Here is a 17,089-nt window from a genome sequence, read left to right on the forward strand (position 1 = left end):
CGTCAGAGCGGAGCAATCCGCCGGGTGGCGTATTCCCTTCCGGACAGGTGCCGGCCCGTGCCGGACCCGATCCGACCTAGTCCTCTTCCCCGTCCTCTTGCGTGCGCGGCGCGTGGAGCCGCAGGCGCGTGAGGCGGCGCTCGTCTCCGCCGGTCACCTCGATCCGCCAGCCGCTGCCGTGTTCCAGCACGCGCCCGACGGGCGGGACTTCCCCGGCGAGGACGACCGCGAGGCCGCCCAGCGTATCGACGTCTTCTTCCACTTCGGCAAGCCGGGGGTCGACGATTTCCGCTACGTCATCCAGTTCCGCGCGGGCATCGGCGTCCCAGGTATCGGGATCGAGCCGCTTGAGCAGTTCCTCCGGCGCATCGTCATGCTCGTCCTCGATCTCGCCGACGATTTCCTCGACCAGATCCTCGATCGTGATGATGCCGTCGGTGCCGGAATATTCGTCGATCACCACGGCCAGGTGCGTGCGGCTGGCGCGCATGTCGGCCAGCACGTCGAGCGCGCCGCGCGCCTGCGGCACGAACAGCGGCTGGCGCATCAGGCCGGCCCAGTCCTTGGGCGCGGGCTTGCCGGAAAGGGCGATGCCGGCGACGATGCCGAACACGTCCTTCACGTGGACCATGCCCACGATTTCGTCGAGCGAATCGCCATAGACCGGCAGGCGGCTGTGGCCGTGTTCGGCGAAGGCGCCGACCAGCTCCTCGAACGTGGCAGAGGCGGGCACGGCGATGATCTGGCCGCGCGGAATGGCGACGTCATCGGCATCGTGTTCGCTGAAATGGAGCAGGTTCTTCAGCATCTGGCGTTCGAGCGCCACCAGATCGCCGTCCGAACCGCCGGGCGAGCCATGTTCGCCCTCGTGCTCCTCGATCGCTTCCTCGATCTGCGCACGCAGCGACTGGTCCTGGTCCGGCCCCTTGAAGAAAGCCCTGATCGCGCGCCACAGCGCGCCGTTACTGTCCCCTTCGCCCGAGCGACTGTCGCCGCCGGACCCGTTGCCCTCGGGCACTGGTCTGCACTCCCCTGTTACGCGAACCGTTCGCTGTCAGCGGTCCGCATATGGGTCCGCGATACCCAGCATGGCAAGCGCCTTCCGTTCCAGATTCTCCATTTCCTCCGCCTCGCCCTCGCCCAGCTCGTGATCGTGGCCCGCCAGATGGAGCAGGCCGTGGATGACGAGGTGGGTGGCGTGGTGCTCCACCGGCACGCCCTTTTCCGCCGCTTCGCGCCGGCACACGCCATGCGCCAGGATCAGATCGCCCAGCATTTCGGGCGCGTCGGCGCTGGCCGCCAGCACTTCGGCGCGGGCGAGCATCGGGAACGACAGGACGTTGGTGGGCTTGTCCTTGGCGCGCCATTGCTTGTTGAGCGCATGGACCTCGTCGTCGTCCGCCAGGACCAGGCTGACGATCAGGTTGTCGCGCGCGAGCTCCGGCGCGGCGCGCGCCGCGGCCTCGGCCGCGCGGTTGGCCAGCGCTTCCCAGTCGGTGTCCTGCCCCCAGACCGGATCGATATCGATTTCGAGCGTGGGGGCGCTCACGCGTCCTTCCCTTCGTAGGCCTCGACGATGCGGCCCACGATCGGATGGCGGACCACGTCGGCGCTGCTGAAGCGGACCACGCCGATGCCGTCCACGCCTTCCAGCCGCTGCACCGCGTCCGCCAGCCCGCTGGCGTTGGTGCCGCCGGGCAGGTCGACCTGCTTCGGATCGCCGCAGATCACCATGCGGCTGTTCTGGCCGAAGCGGGTGAGGAACATCTTCATCTGCGCCGGCGTGGTATTCTGCGCCTCGTCCAGAATGACGAAGGCATCGGCCAGCGTGCGGCCGCGCATGAAGGCGATCGGCGCGATCTCGATCTCGCCCGAGGCCATGCGGCGTTCGACCTGTTCGGGCGGCATGCAGTCATAGAGCGCGTCGTAGAGCGGGCGGAGATAGGGATCGACCTTCTCCTTCATGTCGCCGGGCAGGAAGCCCAGCCGTTCGCCCGCCTCGACCGCCGGGCGCGACAGGATCAGCCGCTGGACGCTGCCCGAAATGAGCTGCGCCACCGCCTGCGCCACCGCGAGGTAGGTCTTGCCGGTGCCCGCCGGGCCGAGCGCGAAGATCACATCGTCGCGCACCAGCGCCTTCATGTATTCGATCTGGGTGACCGAGCGCGGCGCGATGGTTTTCTTGCGGGTACGGATCAGGATCGGCGGCGGCGCGCCGGGCGTGCCGGTGATGATCCCGTCCAGCGTCGGCTCATTGCTCATCGCGATCAGCGCCTCGACCGCGCCGGCGTCCATGTCCTGCCCGGTGAGCAGGCGCTGGTGCATCGCCTTCAGCACATCGCGTGCGCGGGCCACCGCATCTTCCGGCCCTTCGATCAGCACGCGGTTGCCGCGCGCCGAAATATAGACGCCGAGCCGGTTTTCGATCTGGACGAGATTGGTGTCGAACTGGCCGAACAGGGCGCCAAGCACGGTCTGTTCGTCGAATTCGACTTCCACCCGGGCGCGCCTGTTGTGGTCGGGCCGGCTGGCTTCGGGGCGATGCTGCGCCTCATCATGGGCACGATGCAGTTTGCGGGCCATGCGCTCCTTTCATGCGGGCCGCGTCTGCGGCCGTGGATTCAAGATAGATCGCCCGGGGCGCGGCGCAAGCGGGACGGGGCGCTATCACACGGCTTTTGTCGGGGAAAACCGGGCGCTCGTCGCAGGGTGCTGAAACAAAGGGATTCCTTTCGCGTTGCTGACAGCAGGGTTCCGCACCGGTTCACCCGAATCGGACAATAAGCGGTGCAGATGTCCGGCCCCGGTCCTTCGCGGAAATCCCGGCCGGACCATCCGTTGAAGGAGACGAACGATGCGCAAGATCATGATGGCCGCGCTGGCCGCCAGCGCCCTGGCTTCCGCCGTGGCCCCCACCGCCGCCAGCGCGCAGAGCGCGCGCGAACTGCATCACGATCGCCGCGAAATGCAGCGCGACCGCGCCGAGATCCGCCACGACATGCGCCGGGGCGATCACCGCGAGGCGCGCGAGGATCGCCGCGAATATCGCGAAGACCGCCGCGAATACCGCGAGGACTGGCGCGATTATCGCCGCGCCCATGGCGACGTCTATCGCCGGGGCGGGTACTACGGTCCGCGTGGCTATGCCTATCGCCCGGTCCGTCCCGGCTACCGCTTCGCCGCGCCCTATTACGCGCAGCGCTACTGGATCAACGACCCCTGGGCTTATCGCCTGACCCCGCCGCGCTACGGCTACCAGCGCTGGGTGCGTTACGGTAACGACGTGGTGCTGATCGACACGCGCAGCGGCGTAACGTTACAGGTGATCGGCAGCTTCTTTTTGTAACGAAAACAGTGGTTTCCGGGGGCGGTCCTGACGGAGGTCGCCCCCGCTACCCTACCGGCTTCCCCGCCAGCGAGTTCGGCCCCGCGTCCACCAGATCGACCTCCACCAGATCGCCGATCGCGGCATCGCCGGTGAAGTGGACCGACTGGAGCCAGGGCGACTTGCCCAGCCATTGCCCCGGATGCTTGCCCCGGCGTTCGACCAGCACCGTGCAGCGCCGGCCGACGCTGGCCCGGTTGAACGCGAGTTGATCGCGGTTGAGCGCGGCCTGGAGGCGCTGGAGCCTCTCGTCCATTACCTCGGCCGGGACATGATCCTCCATCGTCGCGGCGGGCGTGCCGGGGCGGGGGGAATACTTGAAGCTGAACGCCTGGGCATAGCCGACGGCATCGACGATGCGCAGCGTGTCTTCGAACTCGGCGTCGGTCTCGCCGGGGAAACCGACGATGAAATCGCCCGAGAGCGCGATGTCCGGCCGCGCCGCGCGCACGCGTTCGAGCAGGCGCAGGTAGCTTTCGGCGGTATGGCTGCGGTTCATCGCCTTCAGCACGCGGTCGTTGCCCGATTGCACGGGCAGGTGCAGGAACGGCATCAGCTTGGCGTTGGTGCCGTGCGCTTCGATCAGCGCCTCGTCCATGTCGGCCGGGTGGCTGGTGGTGTAGCGGATGCGCGCCAGATCGGGGATCGCGGCGAGTTCGGCGGCAAGGCCCGCCAGCCCCGTGGCGCGGCCCTTCGCGTCCTCGCCCGCCCAGGCGTTGACGTTCTGGCCCAGCAGCGTGATTTCGCGCGCGCCGCCTTCGACCAGCAGCTTCGCTTCCTCGACCAGATCGGCGAAGGGCCGGCTGATTTCCGCGCCGCGCGTATAGGGCACCACGCAATAGGTGCAGAACTTGTCGCAGCCTTCCTGCACGGTCAGGAACGCGCTGGGGCCGGAGCGGCGGCGGCGCGGCAGCGCGGCGAACTTGGCTTCGGCCGGCATGTCGGTTTCGGTGGCGCGCTTGCCCGCGGCGGCTTCGGCGACCATCTCGGGCAGGCGGTGGTAGGCTTGCGGGCCGACCACGACCCGGACCGAGGGCGCGCGCGCCATGATCTCCTCGCCCTCCGCCTGGGCGACGCAGCCGGCCACCGCGATCAGCGGCGAGGAACCGTCCTCGCGCCGCAGGCGGCCGATGTCCGAATAGACCTTTTCGGTGGCCTTTTCGCGGATGTGGCAGGTGTTGAGCACGACGAGATCGGCATCGTCGCGCGCGTCGGCGGGCGTCATGCCCTGCGCCGCGAGCAGTTCGGCCATGCGTTCGCCGTCATAGACGTTCATCTGGCAGCCGAAGCTCTTGACGTGGAAGGTCCGGGGGGAGGTGGGGGAAGCCATGGCGCCGGCCGATACGGGAATTTCGGGCTTTTGGAAACCGTGCCGCGTCTATTCAGCGGGCCATGGCCGCGGCGATGGCTGTGGCGATGCGCGCGCGTGCCTGCGCCGCGATGGTCTTGCGCGAGGCGGTTTCGGCTTCGGTCAGCACCGGCAGGAAATGCAGCGTGACCGGGATCGGCCGCCGCCGCGCAAGGATCTTCAGGAAATTGTCGACGCCATGTTCGTCGCCCACCCAGGCGATCGCGGCGGCCTCGGGGCCGTAATCGATCCACACCGGCTGGACCACGATGCCCGGCGGCACCGGATCGATCGCGGAGAGCAGCGAGGACTTGAACGGCAGCATCCCGGTGCCGTCGCTGGTGGTGCCTTCGGGAAAGATCGCCAGCGCGCCGGTATCGCTCAGCGCCGCGCGCACATGCGCGACCTGCGCCTGCACGCTGGTGCGGTCATGCCGGGCGACGAAGACCGTATCGTTCATCTCGCACAGCCACTTGAGCAGCCCGTGCCCGGCCAGCCCGCTGTGCGCCACGAAGGCGGTGCCGGTGGCGCCCGACAGCACCGGAATGTCGAGCCAGCTGACGTGGTTGGCGACGAGGAACGCGCCGCGCCGCGCCGGCGTTCCCGCCAGCCGTCGCCGCACCCCGGCGATCCGCGCGATTCCGCCCAGGAACCGGCGCGGCCAGGGATTGTCGCGCCGCCGCGCGATGCGCCAGGCATAGTAGAGCGGCACGCAGGCGAGCAGCAGCGCCACCATGGCGAGCAGGCGCGCGAGGATGCGCAGGCGGCCGCCCAGCGGAATGCCCGCCGGGTGCGGCAGTTCAAGCGTCGCGTTCAAGCCGGACGCCGTAAAGCTCCATGCGGTGATCGACCAGGCGATAGCCCAGCTTTTCGGCGATCTGCCGCTGGAGCGCTTCGAGTTCGGGATCGACGAATTCGATGACCTTGCCGGTCTCCACGTCGATCAGGTGATCGTGGTGCGCTTCGGGCGTGGCCTCGTAGCGCGCGCGGCCGTCGCCGAAATCGTGCCGGTCAAGAATGCCGGCCTCCTCGAACAGCCGCACGGTGCGATAGACCGTTGCGATCGAGATGCGGGAATCGATGGCGGCGGCGCGTTCGTGCAGTTTTTCGACGTCGGGGTGATCCTCGCTTTCCGACAGGACGCGCGCGATCACGCGCCGCTGGTCGGTGATGCGCAGGCCCCGTTCCGCGCAGAGAGCTTCGATGTCGATCGGTTGGTGCACGTGTTACCCGGATAAGAATGCAATTGGCCCGCCGATCATAGACCGGCGGGCCAATTCTTCAACCTGCGAAGACGCGGCAGGTTCAGGACGCCGAGGCGGCCTTGGCGCGGCCACGCTTGGGCGCGGCAGGGGCCGGCGTGGCGGGCTTGCGGCCCAGGCCGATCTTCTTGGCCAGTTCGCGGCGCTTTTCGGCATAGGCCGGCGCGACCATGGGATAGTCGGCGGGCAGGTTCCAGCGCGCGCGGTACTGTTCCGGCGTCATGTTGTAGCGCGTGGCGAGGTGGCGCTTGAGCATTTTCAGCTTCTTGCCGTCTTCCAGGCAGACGATGTGATCGTTCTTGACCGACGCGCGGATCGAAACCGCCGGCTCGGGCGCGGGTTCGGGAGCGGGTTCGCCGGGGTTCAGGCCCGCGAGCGCCGAATAGACGTTCGAGATCAGCGTGGGCAGATCGCCAACCGAGACACTGTTGTTGCTGACGTGCGCGGCAACAATGTCCGATGTGAGCGTGATCAGCGTTTCACGCATGTCGTTTTCGATTTCACTCATTTCTATGTCGACCTTCTGAGTTTTCTGGTTTTGCGTATTTTGATATGGTTGTCCCAGGGACCATATAGGATCAATTCCTATAGAACCATTCGTTTTCAAGACAACGCATTGTTACATGAAAGGCCGCAATATGAATGATTTTTCATGCCGGCCGTATTGCCTCAGTCCAATACGAGTTCCTGACTGATCGCATCGAGCCGTTCGCCGCCCGGCGTCCGGTAATAGGCGCGCCGGATGCCCACCGGGGTAAATCCATGCGCGGTGTAGAGATGCATCGCGGGATTGCCATGCCGCATCTCGAGAAAGACGCGTTTGATCCCGTTCGCGCGCGCTTCGTCGATGAACCGCGACAAAAGACGGTGGCCAAGTCCCCGTCGGCGGTATTCGGGAGCGATCGCGAAAAGCAGAAGTTCTTCTTCGTCCAGAATACTGCGGCCGAGGAAGAAGCCGGCGGTTTCGTCACCCGGTTCGACGGCGGAACCGCCGTCGGCTGCGATCAGGCCGTAGCGGCAGCGGCCGAGCAGCAGCGCGTCGGCCACCTGCCGGCGGTTCCAGGCCTCGCCGTATTCGGGCGGAAACGCCCGCTCCATGACGCTGATGATCCGGTCGAGATCGTCTTCGGGCGCGATCATCGCGGTTGGGGCAGCTTCGCGTCGGGCGCGCGGCCATAGCGGGGGGCGGGATCGGCGGCGATCGCCTGTTCGGGCAGCAGCGCGAAGGCGCGCGCATCCGGCCGCAGCACCAGGGCGAGAGGCGCCGCGCCGGTTTCCCCACGCCGCGCCGCCACCGCTTCGGCCTGGCTGCCCGCGACCAGCGGCGCGGTGGAGCGGGCCACGGCGTCCTCGGGCGCGAGCGAGAGCACCGGTTCGGTCGGCCGGCCCGCCGCGTCGAAGGACTGGAAGAACCATTCGCCGTGCCCGCCGGTCATGACCACATCGATGGCGGCCTGCGGATGATCGCGCCGCGCCATGGCGGCGACCAGCGCCAGGCTTTCGAAGCCTTCGATCCGCGCGCCCCACGCCAGCGCCAGCGCGCGCGCGGCGGCAAGGCCGACGCGGATGCCGGTGAAGCTGCCGGGGCCGCAATCGACCGCGATCGCATCGGCGCGGCCCTTCCCGGGCAGGGCGGCGATCATCGGCACCAGCCGTTCGGCGTGGCCGCGCCCCAGGGCGAGGCATTCGCCCGCGATCAGGTCATCCCCGTCGAACAGCGCGACCGAGCAATCTTCCGTCGCGCTGTCGATGACGAGACGTCTCATAGGGTTGGTCCGCCGGTCAGGCGCCGGTCAGGCGATCGTGTTGAAAGTCCCGAAATCCGGGCGCGGGCTGCGCTCGAAGATCGTGGCGGGATCGCCATAGCCCAGCGTGGAGATGAAGTTGGACTTCACGCGCGGCGTATCGGCGAAGAACGCGGCGTCGACGGCGGCGTTGTCGAAGCCCGACATCGGCCCGGTATCCAGGCCCAGCGCGCGCGCGGCGAGGATGAAATAGCCGCCCTGCAGCGTGGAATTGCGCATCGCCGAAATCTGGCGCAGCGGCTCATTGCCGTCGAACCAGCTTTTGGCGTCGGTGTGCGGGAACAGCCAGGGCAACTGTTCATGGAAATCGAGGTCCATGCCGATGATCACGGTGGCCGGGGCCTGCCGGATCTTGTCGGGATTGGCGCCGCCGGCCAGCGCCGCGAGCTTTTCCTTGGCTTCCGGCGTGACGCACCAGACCAGCCGCGCGGGCATCTGGTTGGCCGAGGTCGGCCCCATCTTCATCAGGTCCCAGATCGCGTGAAGCTGCGCTTCGGTCACCGGCTTGTCGAGATACCCGTTATAGGTGCGCGCGGTACGGAAAAGCTGATCGAGCGCGGCATCGGCAAGCGGCTGGGACATGAGGACTCCTGGGCGTTGTTCGGGCAGTGGCGGGGTCCAGCCCTGGGGCCGGCAGCCCCCGAAATCAGGCGGCGCGGACTTCGCTGACTTCGGGCACGTAGTGCTTCAGCAGGCTTTCGATGCCGTGCTTGAGCGTGGCCGTGGACGACGGACAGCCCGAGCACGCGCCCTGCATCTGCAGAAAGACCACGCCTTCGCGGAAGCCGCGATAGACGATGTCGCCCCCGTCGTTCGCCACCGCCGGGCGGATGCGGGTTTCGATCAGTTCGCGGATCTGCGCCACGACATCGGCGTCGGCCGGATCGTCACCCACGTCCGCGTCAGCCTCCTCGCCGGGAACGACGATGCCGGCGGCGGTGCCGGGCGCGAACAGCGGGGCCTGGCTGACGAAGTGATCGAGCAGCACCGAAAGCACCTGCGGCTTGGCATCCGACCACTGCGATCCCGGCGCGATCGTGACCGAGACGAAATCGCGGCCGAAGAACACGCCGGTCACATCGCCCAGCGTGAACAGCGCCTCGGCCAGCGGCGAAGCGGCGGCTTCCTCTTCGGAGAGGAATTCGCGCGTGCCCGACGGCATGACCTGCTCGCCGGGCAGGAACTTCAGCGTGGCCGGGTTAGGCGTGGTTTCGGTTTCGATGAACATACTTGTGCATGTAGGCGCGCGGCGGAGGGGGTCAAGCCCCGGGCGTGAGGCCGGTGTCCGGTTGGCGGCGGGGTTCCGGCCCTGCGTTCAGGCCGTGACGTTGACGAACTGCCCCGGCGCGACCGTGGCCACGCCGCTGTAGGCCGCGCTGATCGACGACCCTTGCGAGGCCTGAAGCTCGTAATGGATGGACTTCATGCGATCATGCTGCGCCGGATCGGCCGACAGAACGTTGCGATCGGCCTTCTTCGGATCGTTGACGCCGAACGGCCCCGCCGTGGGATTCGCGGGGTCAACGTTCTTCTGGGCCAGCGCCACTTCCGAACAATTGCGGCAGGAAAAGCCATTGACCCAGACCGGAGAACTATAATCGCTGCTGATCGTCATCCGGTCGACTCGCTCCTGCCTTCGCTGTGGGCCTCATGGTTTTCCCATGACGTGGTTAAGCCTTTCTGGCGGGCCATGGTTAAGCAGGTCTTAATCCCGATCCCGATGGTCGATATGCGACAAATCGCGACTGTTCGACGCCAGCCCGTGCCCTTATAGCGACGGCATGAGCACCTTCTCCCGCGCGCCGCGCCCCTCCGCCTTTTTCGTTTCCGCCGGCCGCGCGTTCACCGCGCTGGCCCTTGCGCTGGCGCCGGGATTCGCCATGGCGGCGGCCCCCGCCGCGCCGGCTGCCGCGGGGCAGATCATCCCGCTGCCGCTCAATCCCGTGATCCCGGCCAGCCAGCGCGCCTGCGCGCTGAAGACGGCGTCGGGCCTCGGCTATACCGTGCTCAAGCCCGCCGACGGCGCGAAGCCGACCAAGGACGATTTCGTGCTGGTCAACTACATCGGCTATATCGCCGCGACCGGCGCGGTGTTCGATCAGGGGATGCAGGCCGCGTTCCCCGTGGGCGGCGTGATCCCGGGCTTTTCCGAAGGGCTGCAGCTGCTGCCGCAGGGCGCGATCTACCGCCTGTGCGTGCCGTCGGCGCAAGGCTACGGTGCGCAGGGCGCGGGCGACATCCCGGCGAACGCCGATCTGGTGTTCCAGGTGGAACTGGTGGACCACAAGTCCGCCGCCGAAGTGGAAGCCATGCGCAAGGCGGCGCAGGCCCAGCAGGGCGCGCCGGGCGCCGCCGCCGCGCCGCAGCCCTGACCGATCGCGCCGGAAACGGGGCCGGTCCTATTCACTGGCCCTTCATCCACGCGCTTCCTATAGAGGCGGGATGACGTCCTTCTCCCGGCGCGCCCGCCATCTCTGCCTGATCCTTCCCGTCCTGCTGCTGACAGGCACCGTCGCCGAGGCGAGGGCCCCGGCCCGCCGCGCGGCCACAGCGGCGAAGCCCGCGCCGAAAGCACCGGTGCCGTGGCTCTATCGCGGCAGCGACGTGCCGCAGGACAAGGAATGGATCTTCGGCGAACTGCCCAACGGGCTGCGCTATGCCGTGCGCCGCAACGGGGTGCCGCCGGGGCAGGTTTCGATCCGCGTGCTGGTCGATGCCGGCTCGCTTTACGAGACCGACAGCCAGCGCGGTTTCGCGCACCTGATCGAGCACCTGACCTTCCGCGATTCGAAGTACCTGAAGTCGGGCGAGGCGGTGCCGACCTGGCAGCGGCTGGGCGCGACGTTCGGCAGCGACACCAATGCCGAGACCACCGCGACGCAGACGGTGTACAAGCTCGACATTCCCGATGCCACGCCGCCCAAGCTGGACGAAACGTTCCGCCTGCTGTCGGGCATGATCACCGCGCCGATCTTCACGCCGCAGGGGGTCAAGACCGAAGTGCCGATCGTGCTCGCCGAAATGCGCGAACGGTCCGGCGCGCAGGCCCGCGCGCTGGACGGCACGCGCGAGCTGTTCTTCAAGGGGCAGCTGCTGGCGGCGCGGTCCCCCATCGGCACGGTGGAGACGCTGCAGGCCGCGACATCGGAAAGCGTCAAGGCGTTCCACGACAAGTGGTACCGGCCCGACAACGCGGTGATCGTGGTGGCCGGCGATGCCGATCCCCAGGCGCTGATCGCGGAGATCACGCAGTGGTTCGGTCCGTGGAAGGGCACCGGCCCCAAGCCGGCGCAGCCCGATTTCGGCAAGCCGGCGGCGCCCGCCGGCGCCGATCCGAAGAACCCGGTGGGCGATGCGCGCGTGCTGGTGGAGCCGGACCTGCCGCGCATCTTCAACTACGCCATCCTGCGCCCGTGGGTGAAGGTAAACGACACTATCCCCTATAACCAGGGCCTGATGGTCGACCGGCTGGCGATGGCGCTGATCAACCGCCGGCTGGAGGCGAAGGCGCGCGCGGGCGGCAGTTTCCTGGCGGCCTCGGTCGAACAGCAGGACATCTCCCGCTCCACCGACGCCACGATCGTCAACGTCACCCCGCTGGGTGACGACTGGAAGGCGGCGGTGCGCGACGTGCGCGCGGTGATCGCCGATGCGCTGACCACGCCGCCGAGCAAGGAAGAGATCGCGCGCGAGGTCGCCGAGTTCGACGTGGCCTTCAAGGTGCCGGTGGAAACGCAGGAAACGCTCGCCGGATCGAAGCTGGCCGACGATATCGTCAACGCCGTCGACATCCGCGAGACGGTGGCATCGCCCGAAACGGTCTATAACGTGTTCAAGAGCAGCATTCCGCTGTTCACGCCGGCCGCCGTGCTCCAGCACACGCGCACGCTGTTCACCGGCACGGTGGTGCGGCCGGTGCTGATCACGCCATCGGCCAGCGATGCGACCGCCGCCGACTTGCGCACCGCGCTGCTGGCGCCGGTCGATGCCGCCAAGGGCAGCCGCCTGGCCGCCTCCACCATCAAGTTCGCCGACCTGCCGCCGATCGGCACGCCGGGCACGGTGGCTTCGGCGCAGAAGACCGGGATTCTCGAGATCGAGCAGCTCGAACTCTCGAACGGGGTCAAGGTGCTGCTGTGGCCCAACGATGCCGAACCGGGCCGGATCATCATGAAAGTGCGCTTCGGCGGCGGCTATGCCGCGATCGATCCGAAGGACGCGGTCTATGGTCCGCTGGCCGAGGCGGCGCTGATGGACAGCGGCTTCGGCAACCTGAGCCGCGAGGACCTGGACCGGCTGGCGACGGGCCGCAAGCTGAGCCTGAACTTCGATATCGACGATACCGATTTCACGATGACGGCCGATACGCGCCCGGCGGACATGGCCGACCAGCTCTACCTGATGGCGGGCAAGCTGGCCACGCCGCGCTGGGACGCGAATCCGGTGCTGCGCGCCCGCGCGGCGGCACGGTTGCAGTATGAAAGCTATGCCGCTTCGCCCCAGTCGGTGCTGACGCGCGATGCCAACTGGCTGCTCAAGAACCGCGATCCGCGCTATGCCGTGCCGACCCCCGCCGAGCTTGACAAGGCGACGCCCGAGGGCTTCCGCCAGGTGTGGGAGCCGCTGCTGAAGCAGGGGCCGATCGAGATCGACATGTTCGGCGATTTCAAGCGGGAAGACGCGATCGCCGCGCTGGAAAAGACCTTCGGCGCGCTGCCGAAGCGCGATCCGGCGCCCGCGTCCACGCTGGCCCCGCACATCCCCGCGCACAACGAGGAGCCGCTGGTGCTGACGCACCGCGGCGATGCCAACACCGCCGCCGCGCTGGTCGCCTGGCCGACCGGCGGCGGGCGCGCCGGCGTCCACGAATCGCGCCAGCTCGAACTCCTGGCGCAGATCATCAACAACCGCCTGTTCGACGAGATGCGCGAGAAGATCGGGGCGAGCTATGCGCCGCAGGTGGCCTCGACCTGGCCGCTGGACCTGCCCACCGGCGGATACCTCGCCGCCACGGTGCAGTTGCGCCCGCAGGACCTGCCCGCGTTCTTCGCCGCCGCCGACAAGATCGCCGCCGATCTGGCCGCCACGCCGCCCACCGCCGACGAGATCGCGCGCGTGACCGAGCCGCTCAAGCAGCTGATCACGCGGGCCAGCACGGGCAACGGCTTCTACATGTTCCAGCTGGAAGGCGGGGCGACCGAGCCGCAGAAGTTCGCCGACTTGCGCTCGATCCTGTCCGATTACAGCCAGACCACGCCCGAACGGATGCAGGCCATGGCCGCGCGCTATCTGCGCAAGGACCAGAGCTGGCGGCTGGAAGTGGTGCCGGAAAAGAAGGGCCAATAGCGCGCGTCCGCAACGGTGCGGAAAGCGATCACGGTGATCGCAACGGTTCCTTTGCAATTGTCCACAGGGAGGCGTATGGCCCCGCCCCTTGAAAGGAAGGAAACGTGGCAAGCAACTGGACTGCGGATTCATGGCGGGGACAAGAAGCGCGGCACATGCCGGCTTATCCCGATGCCGAAAAGCTGGGCGAGGTCGAAACGACCCTGACGAGCTTTCCGCCGCTGGTCTTTGCGGGCGAAGCACGCGCGCTGAAGGCCGAGCTGGCGAAAGTGGGCGCGGGCAAGGGTTTCCTGCTCCAGGGCGGGGACTGCGCCGAAAGCTTTGCCGAATTCCATCCGAACACGATTCGCGACACGTTCCGCGTGCTGCTGCAGATGGCGGTGGTGCTGACCTTCGCCAGCAAGCAGCCGGTGGTAAAGGTCGGCCGCATGGCCGGGCAGTTCGCCAAGCCGCGCTCCTCGCCAGTGGAAGCGCAGGGCGGCGTGGAACTGCCCAGCTACCTCGGCGACAACATCAACGGCATTGATTTCACACCCGAATCGCGGATTCCCGATCCCGACCGGATGCTGCGCGCCTATAGCCAGTCGGCGGCGACGCTGAACCTGCTGCGTGCCTTCGCCGGCGGCGGCTATGCCAATTTGCGCCAGGTCCACCAGTGGACGCTCGATTTCGTCGGCCGCAGCCCGTGGGCGGCGAAGTTCACCGAAATGGCCGACAAGATCGGCGAGGCGCTGGACTTCATGCAGGCCTGCGGCGTCGATCCGTCGAGCGTGCCGCAGTTGCAGGGGACCAGCTTCTACACCAGCCACGAAGCGCTGCTGCTGCAGTACGAACAGGCGATGACGCGGCAGGATTCGCTGACCGGCGACTGGTACGACACCAGCGCGCACATGCTGTGGATCGGCGATCGCACGCGGTTCGACGGCTCCGCGCATGTCGAATTCCTGCGCGGCGTGGGCAACCCGATCGGCATGAAGTGCGGGCCGAGCCTGGCGCCCGACGCGCTGCTGCGCCTGCTCGACACGCTGAATCCGGCGCGCGAGGCGGGCCGCATCACGCTGATCAGCCGTTTCGGGCACGACAAGGTCGAAGCCGGCCTGCCGGCGCTGGTGCGCGCGGTGAAGCGCGAAGGGCATCCCGTGGTGTGGAGCTGCGATCCGATGCACGGCAACGTGATCAAGGCGGACAACGGCTACAAGACCCGTCCGTTCGACCGTATCCTCTCGGAAGTGAAGGGCTTTTTCGCCGTCCACCGCGCCGAAGGCACCCATGCCGGCGGCATCCACATCGAGATGACCGGCAAGGACGTGACCGAATGCACCGGTGGCGCGATCGCGATCACGCAGGAAGGGCTGGCGGACCGCTATCACACGCATTGCGATCCGCGCCTCAACGCCGGGCAATCGCTGGAACTGGCGTTCCTGCTGGCGGAAATGCTCAACCTGGAACTGGCGGGCAGCAAGGCCGAGGCGGCCTGACCGCCGGATTCGCGGCATGACGCTGGCGCCGGACAGACTGGACCGCTTCGCCCGCCATATCGTGCTGCCCGACGTGGGCGGGGCGGGGCAGGCGAAGCTGGTGCGTTCGCACGTGGTGCTGGTGGGGCTGGGCGGAATCGGCTCGCCCGCGCTACAATACCTGGCGGGCGCTGGAATCGGGCGCTTCACGCTGATCGACGATGACGTGATCGAGGCGTCGAACCTCCAGCGCCAGACGATCTTTACCCCCGCCGCGATCGGGCGACCGAAGGCCGAGGTGGCGGGCGAATGGTTGCAAGCCTTTGATCCCGCAATCAATTTCGACGTGCGCGTGGCGCGGATCGACCGGGGCAACGCGGCGGAACTGATCGCCGGAGCGGACCTCGTGCTCGATGGCTGCGACAACTTTGCCACGCGGCTGGCGGTGTCGGACGCCTGCGTGGCGGCGGGCATTCCGCTCACCAGCGCCGCGCTCGGCCGCTTCCAGGGGCAGGTGGCGAACTTCGCCGGCCATCGCCAAGGGCATTCCTGCTACCGCTGCTTCGTGGGCGATGCCTTCGACGCCGAGGACTGCGATTCCTGCGCCGATCTGGGCGTGCTGGGCGCGATGGTGGGCATGATCGGCGCGTTCGGGGCGATGCACGCCCTGCGCGCGCTGCTGGAAGGCGTGGCCTCGCTTGGCGATCCGCAGTGGGGCCAGTTGCACGTGTTCGACGGCCTCAAGCCCTCGCTGCGGGCGATGCGCATCGCGAAAGACCCCGAATGCGGGGGGTGTGGCGGCGTTCAATAGGGTTCGCGCCGGGATCGCGGAAAGCGCGTCGTCGAAGCCGACCACTCCTCCGCGCCCTCTGCGATCCCTGCGCGACCTATAATCTGATGACATAGCCTTCAATCGTCATTGCGAGGGGCAAAGCCCTGCGGCAATCCAGGGTTGAGCGGGGGGCTCTGGATTGCTTCGCTACGCTCGCAATGACGAAGCGGATCAAGCTTGAGTCATCATGCTCTCCACAGTCAGCCCAGCATTTCGTCCACCCAGGCCGGGACCAGTTCGGTCGCGGGGCCGAGCCGGCTTTCGTCGAACCAGCCGGACCCCTGCGAGCGTTCGAGATTGAGCTCCAGCGTAGCCGCGCCCAGATCGCGCGCGTTGCGGACGAAGCCGGCGGCGGGATAGACCGCGCCCGAGGTGCCGATCGAGACGAACAGGTCCGCCGCGCGCAGCGCGTCGTAAATCTCTTCCATGCGATAGGGCATCTCGCCGAACCACACGATGTCCGGCCGCAGCGCCGGGGCGCCGCATACCGGGCAGGGCGGGCGGTCGATCAGCGGCCCGGTCCAGCGCGAACGCGCGTCGCAGGCGGTGCACCAGGCGTTGAGATGCTCGCCGTGCATGTGGAGCACTCTTCTTGCGCCCCCGCGCTCATGCAGGTCATCCACATTTTGCGTCACGATCAACAGGTTGCCCCGCCATTCCCGGTCCAGCCGCGCGAGCGCGGCGTGGGCTGCATTGGGGTCGCGCGTCTGAATCGCCGCGCGGCGCATGTCGTAGAAGCGCAGCACGAGATCGGGATCGCGCGCGAAGGCTTCGGGCGTGGCAACGTCCTCCACCCGGTGGTTCTCCCACAACCCGCCCGCTCCGCGAAACGTATCGATGCCGCTTTCCGCACTGATGCCCGCACCGGTGAGGATCACGATGTTGCGAATGGCTGCCATCTGGGAGTTATGCCCTCCGAATTATGAACGCGCGCGCCCCCAAAAATCCTGATGCAGGCAAGCACGATCGTTCGCGACTAATGGCTATTGTCTTTCATCGATGTGATTGTGAAGCCGTCTTGCAGGGCAAGCACCTCACCATACCGAGCAAACGCTTCCGCCAGGTCGAGCGTCAAGGGAAGCCCCTCAACGACGATTTGCCCCCAAGCCGGATGATGGTCGATGACGGCCGAAATTATGTCCGTCGGCTCGCACCAATCCCGGAAGGTCGCGCTATTCGCATCGACTTCGTGATGGTGCAGGTTGAACCACGCACGGTTATGAGGACTCTCGATAAGCCAAACCGCATCGGGAGGCATTTGGCTGAATTGCGTGTGAAGTGAGACCAATACCTTCACAAGGTCATCCTGCCCCACGAAGGTCTGACATCCAAGTCTCGCCGCTCTCAATCAAAGCGGTAGGCAAAAATCGACCCGCTTGGGTCGATGAAACGAATAAATGACGTGATTCGATAAGTGCGATGAGCGTTTTATAGATTGGCGTGGTTAACAAACCGTCTGCAACTTTGCCGTGGGTGCGACGGCCCTTCCGCAGCGGTGGCTTCTGACACAATTAAACCTTTGATTTAATATCATTTTCAGAAGTCACCAGCTCATCTCCGGGTTTCGCAGGCTCGCCGTGCAGATGCCCGCGCCGGGGCGGACGACGATATTGCGCAGTGCGCGCATCGCGCCCATGAAGCTCCGCGCAAACGG

General features: G+C 67.2%; 19 protein-coding genes. 5 read left to right on the forward strand and 14 right to left on the reverse strand.

Annotated features, from left to right (window positions below):
• Positions 1-76: 76 nt before the first annotated feature.
• From NMD1_RS08970 to NMD1_RS08980, 3 genes are read right to left on the reverse strand one after another with little or no spacing between them, the layout of a single operon-like run.
• Positions 77-1,018 carry a hemolysin family protein gene (locus NMD1_RS08970; protein WP_124809704.1) on the reverse strand — a complete coding sequence of 314 codons (942 nt, stop codon included), beginning with the start codon at positions 1,016-1,018 and terminating at the stop codon, positions 77-79.
• A 36-nt stretch (positions 1,019-1,054) separates the two neighbouring features.
• On the reverse strand, positions 1,055-1,549 hold the full coding sequence (gene ybeY / locus NMD1_RS08975; RefSeq protein WP_124809705.1) for an rRNA maturation RNase YbeY: 495 nt from the start codon (positions 1,547-1,549) through the stop codon (positions 1,055-1,057).
• Positions 1,546-2,583, reverse strand: a complete 1,038-nt coding sequence (locus NMD1_RS08980; protein WP_124809706.1) for a PhoH family protein — start codon at positions 2,581-2,583, stop codon at positions 1,546-1,548. The genes ybeY and NMD1_RS08980 overlap by 4 nt, the downstream gene beginning before the upstream one ends.
• 271 nt (positions 2,584-2,854) lie before the next feature.
• Between NMD1_RS08980 and NMD1_RS08985 the strand changes: the two genes are divergently transcribed.
• Positions 2,855-3,346 carry an RcnB family protein gene (locus tag NMD1_RS08985; RefSeq protein WP_124809707.1) on the forward strand — a complete coding sequence of 164 codons (492 nt, stop codon included), beginning with the start codon at positions 2,855-2,857 and terminating at the stop codon, positions 3,344-3,346.
• A gap of 46 nt (positions 3,347-3,392) precedes the next feature.
• Here the strand turns inward: NMD1_RS08985 and miaB are convergent, their stop codons facing one another.
• The 9 genes from miaB to NMD1_RS09030 all read right to left on the reverse strand — a co-directional run bounded on the left by miaB (position 3,393) and on the right by NMD1_RS09030 (position 9,415).
• On the reverse strand, positions 3,393-4,715 hold the full coding sequence (gene miaB / locus NMD1_RS08990; protein ID WP_125954462.1) for a tRNA (N6-isopentenyl adenosine(37)-C2)-methylthiotransferase MiaB: 1,323 nt from the start codon (positions 4,713-4,715) through the stop codon (positions 3,393-3,395).
• 52 nt (positions 4,716-4,767) lie between these two features.
• A complete protein-coding gene (locus tag NMD1_RS08995) occupies positions 4,768-5,550 on the reverse strand; it encodes a 1-acyl-sn-glycerol-3-phosphate acyltransferase (RefSeq protein WP_307545061.1) in 783 nt (260 codons plus the stop codon).
• Positions 5,534-5,956, reverse strand: a complete 423-nt coding sequence (locus tag NMD1_RS09000) for a Fur family transcriptional regulator (RefSeq protein WP_124809710.1) — start codon at positions 5,954-5,956, stop codon at positions 5,534-5,536. The genes NMD1_RS08995 and NMD1_RS09000 overlap by 17 nt, the downstream gene beginning before the upstream one ends.
• Before the next feature lie 82 nt (positions 5,957-6,038).
• Complete coding sequence (locus NMD1_RS09005) at positions 6,039-6,503, reverse strand: MucR family transcriptional regulator (protein WP_125954463.1); 465 nt, start codon at positions 6,501-6,503, stop codon at positions 6,039-6,041.
• Positions 6,504-6,664: 161 nt separating this feature from the next.
• Entirely contained in the window at positions 6,665-7,093 is a 429-nt protein-coding gene (locus NMD1_RS09010; RefSeq protein ID WP_371432816.1) for a GNAT family N-acetyltransferase, read from the reverse strand.
• Between the two features lie 38 nt (positions 7,094-7,131).
• Positions 7,132-7,761: a tRNA (adenosine(37)-N6)-threonylcarbamoyltransferase complex dimerization subunit type 1 TsaB gene (gene tsaB / locus NMD1_RS09015; protein ID WP_125954464.1), complete on the reverse strand. Its 630-nt coding sequence runs from the start codon at positions 7,759-7,761 to the stop codon at positions 7,132-7,134.
• A gap of 27 nt (positions 7,762-7,788) precedes the next feature.
• The gene (locus NMD1_RS09020; RefSeq protein WP_124809714.1) at positions 7,789-8,382 is read right to left on the reverse strand and encodes a malonic semialdehyde reductase; all 594 of its coding nucleotides are present in this window, start codon (positions 8,380-8,382) and stop codon (positions 7,789-7,791) included.
• A gap of 64 nt (positions 8,383-8,446) precedes the next feature.
• On the reverse strand, positions 8,447-9,028 hold the full coding sequence (locus tag NMD1_RS09025; RefSeq protein WP_125954465.1) for a NifU family protein: 582 nt from the start codon (positions 9,026-9,028) through the stop codon (positions 8,447-8,449).
• Between the two features lie 87 nt (positions 9,029-9,115).
• Positions 9,116-9,415 (reverse strand): hypothetical protein, encoded by a 300-nt coding sequence (locus NMD1_RS09030; protein ID WP_124809716.1) that lies wholly within the window; start codon positions 9,413-9,415, stop codon positions 9,116-9,118.
• A gap of 166 nt (positions 9,416-9,581) precedes the next feature.
• Between NMD1_RS09030 and NMD1_RS09035 the strand changes: the two genes are divergently transcribed.
• The 4 genes from NMD1_RS09035 (at position 9,582) to NMD1_RS09050 (ending at position 15,414) form a co-directional block, all read left to right on the forward strand.
• Positions 9,582-10,172, forward strand: a complete 591-nt coding sequence (locus NMD1_RS09035; protein WP_125954466.1) for an FKBP-type peptidyl-prolyl cis-trans isomerase — start codon at positions 9,582-9,584, stop codon at positions 10,170-10,172.
• Between the two features lie 70 nt (positions 10,173-10,242).
• The gene (locus tag NMD1_RS09040) at positions 10,243-13,146 is read left to right on the forward strand and encodes a pitrilysin family protein (protein ID WP_125954467.1); all 2,904 of its coding nucleotides are present in this window, start codon (positions 10,243-10,245) and stop codon (positions 13,144-13,146) included.
• 104 nt (positions 13,147-13,250) lie between these two features.
• A complete protein-coding gene (locus NMD1_RS09045; RefSeq protein ID WP_124809719.1) occupies positions 13,251-14,624 on the forward strand; it encodes a class II 3-deoxy-7-phosphoheptulonate synthase in 1,374 nt (457 codons plus the stop codon).
• Between the two features lie 16 nt (positions 14,625-14,640).
• Positions 14,641-15,414 carry a HesA/MoeB/ThiF family protein gene (locus NMD1_RS09050; protein ID WP_199558098.1) on the forward strand — a complete coding sequence of 258 codons (774 nt, stop codon included), beginning with the start codon at positions 14,641-14,643 and terminating at the stop codon, positions 15,412-15,414.
• A gap of 221 nt (positions 15,415-15,635) precedes the next feature.
• On the opposite strand, the gene NMD1_RS09055 is transcribed toward NMD1_RS09050, so the two are convergent.
• Together NMD1_RS09055 and NMD1_RS09060 are read right to left on the reverse strand one after the other, a co-directional pair.
• Entirely contained in the window at positions 15,636-16,334 is a 699-nt protein-coding gene (locus tag NMD1_RS09055; RefSeq protein ID WP_125954468.1) for an NAD-dependent deacylase, read from the reverse strand.
• Between the two features lie 77 nt (positions 16,335-16,411).
• A complete protein-coding gene (locus NMD1_RS09060) occupies positions 16,412-16,732 on the reverse strand; it encodes a hypothetical protein (RefSeq protein ID WP_125954469.1) in 321 nt (106 codons plus the stop codon).
• Positions 16,733-17,089: the final 357 nt, after the last annotated feature.

This window comes from Novosphingobium sp. MD-1 (assembly GCF_001014975.1).
Lineage (GTDB): Bacteria > Pseudomonadota > Alphaproteobacteria > Sphingomonadales > Sphingomonadaceae > Novosphingobium.

What these genes read in the sequence shown, in the direction of transcription:
- NMD1_RS09040 (WP_125954467.1), top strand. Translation starts at nt 10,243, where the DNA reads ATGACGTCCTTCTCCCGGCGCGCCCGCCATCTCTGCCTGATCCTTCCC.
- NMD1_RS09055 (WP_125954468.1), bottom strand. Translation starts at nt 16,334, where the DNA reads ATGGCAGCCATTCGCAACATCGTGATCCTCACCGGTGCGGGCATCAGT.
- NMD1_RS09050 (WP_199558098.1), top strand. Translation starts at nt 14,641, where the DNA reads ATGACGCTGGCGCCGGACAGACTGGACCGCTTCGCCCGCCATATCGTG.
- NMD1_RS09005 (WP_125954463.1), bottom strand. Translation starts at nt 6,503, where the DNA reads ATGAGTGAAATCGAAAACGACATGCGTGAAACGCTGATCACGCTCACA.
- NMD1_RS09025 (WP_125954465.1), bottom strand. Translation starts at nt 9,028, where the DNA reads ATGTTCATCGAAACCGAAACCACGCCTAACCCGGCCACGCTGAAGTTC.
- NMD1_RS09010 (WP_371432816.1), bottom strand. Translation starts at nt 7,093, where the DNA reads ATGGAGCGGGCGTTTCCGCCCGAATACGGCGAGGCCTGGAACCGCCGG.
- miaB (WP_125954462.1), bottom strand. Translation starts at nt 4,715, where the DNA reads ATGGCTTCCCCCACCTCCCCCCGGACCTTCCACGTCAAGAGCTTCGGC.
- NMD1_RS09030 (WP_124809716.1), bottom strand. Translation starts at nt 9,415, where the DNA reads ATGACGATCAGCAGCGATTATAGTTCTCCGGTCTGGGTCAATGGCTTT.
- tsaB (WP_125954464.1), bottom strand. Translation starts at nt 7,761, where the DNA reads ATGAGACGTCTCGTCATCGACAGCGCGACGGAAGATTGCTCGGTCGCG.
- NMD1_RS09020 (WP_124809714.1), bottom strand. Translation starts at nt 8,382, where the DNA reads ATGTCCCAGCCGCTTGCCGATGCCGCGCTCGATCAGCTTTTCCGTACC.
- NMD1_RS09035 (WP_125954466.1), top strand. Translation starts at nt 9,582, where the DNA reads ATGAGCACCTTCTCCCGCGCGCCGCGCCCCTCCGCCTTTTTCGTTTCC.
- NMD1_RS08985 (WP_124809707.1), top strand. Translation starts at nt 2,855, where the DNA reads ATGCGCAAGATCATGATGGCCGCGCTGGCCGCCAGCGCCCTGGCTTCC.
- NMD1_RS08980 (WP_124809706.1), bottom strand. Translation starts at nt 2,583, where the DNA reads ATGGCCCGCAAACTGCATCGTGCCCATGATGAGGCGCAGCATCGCCCC.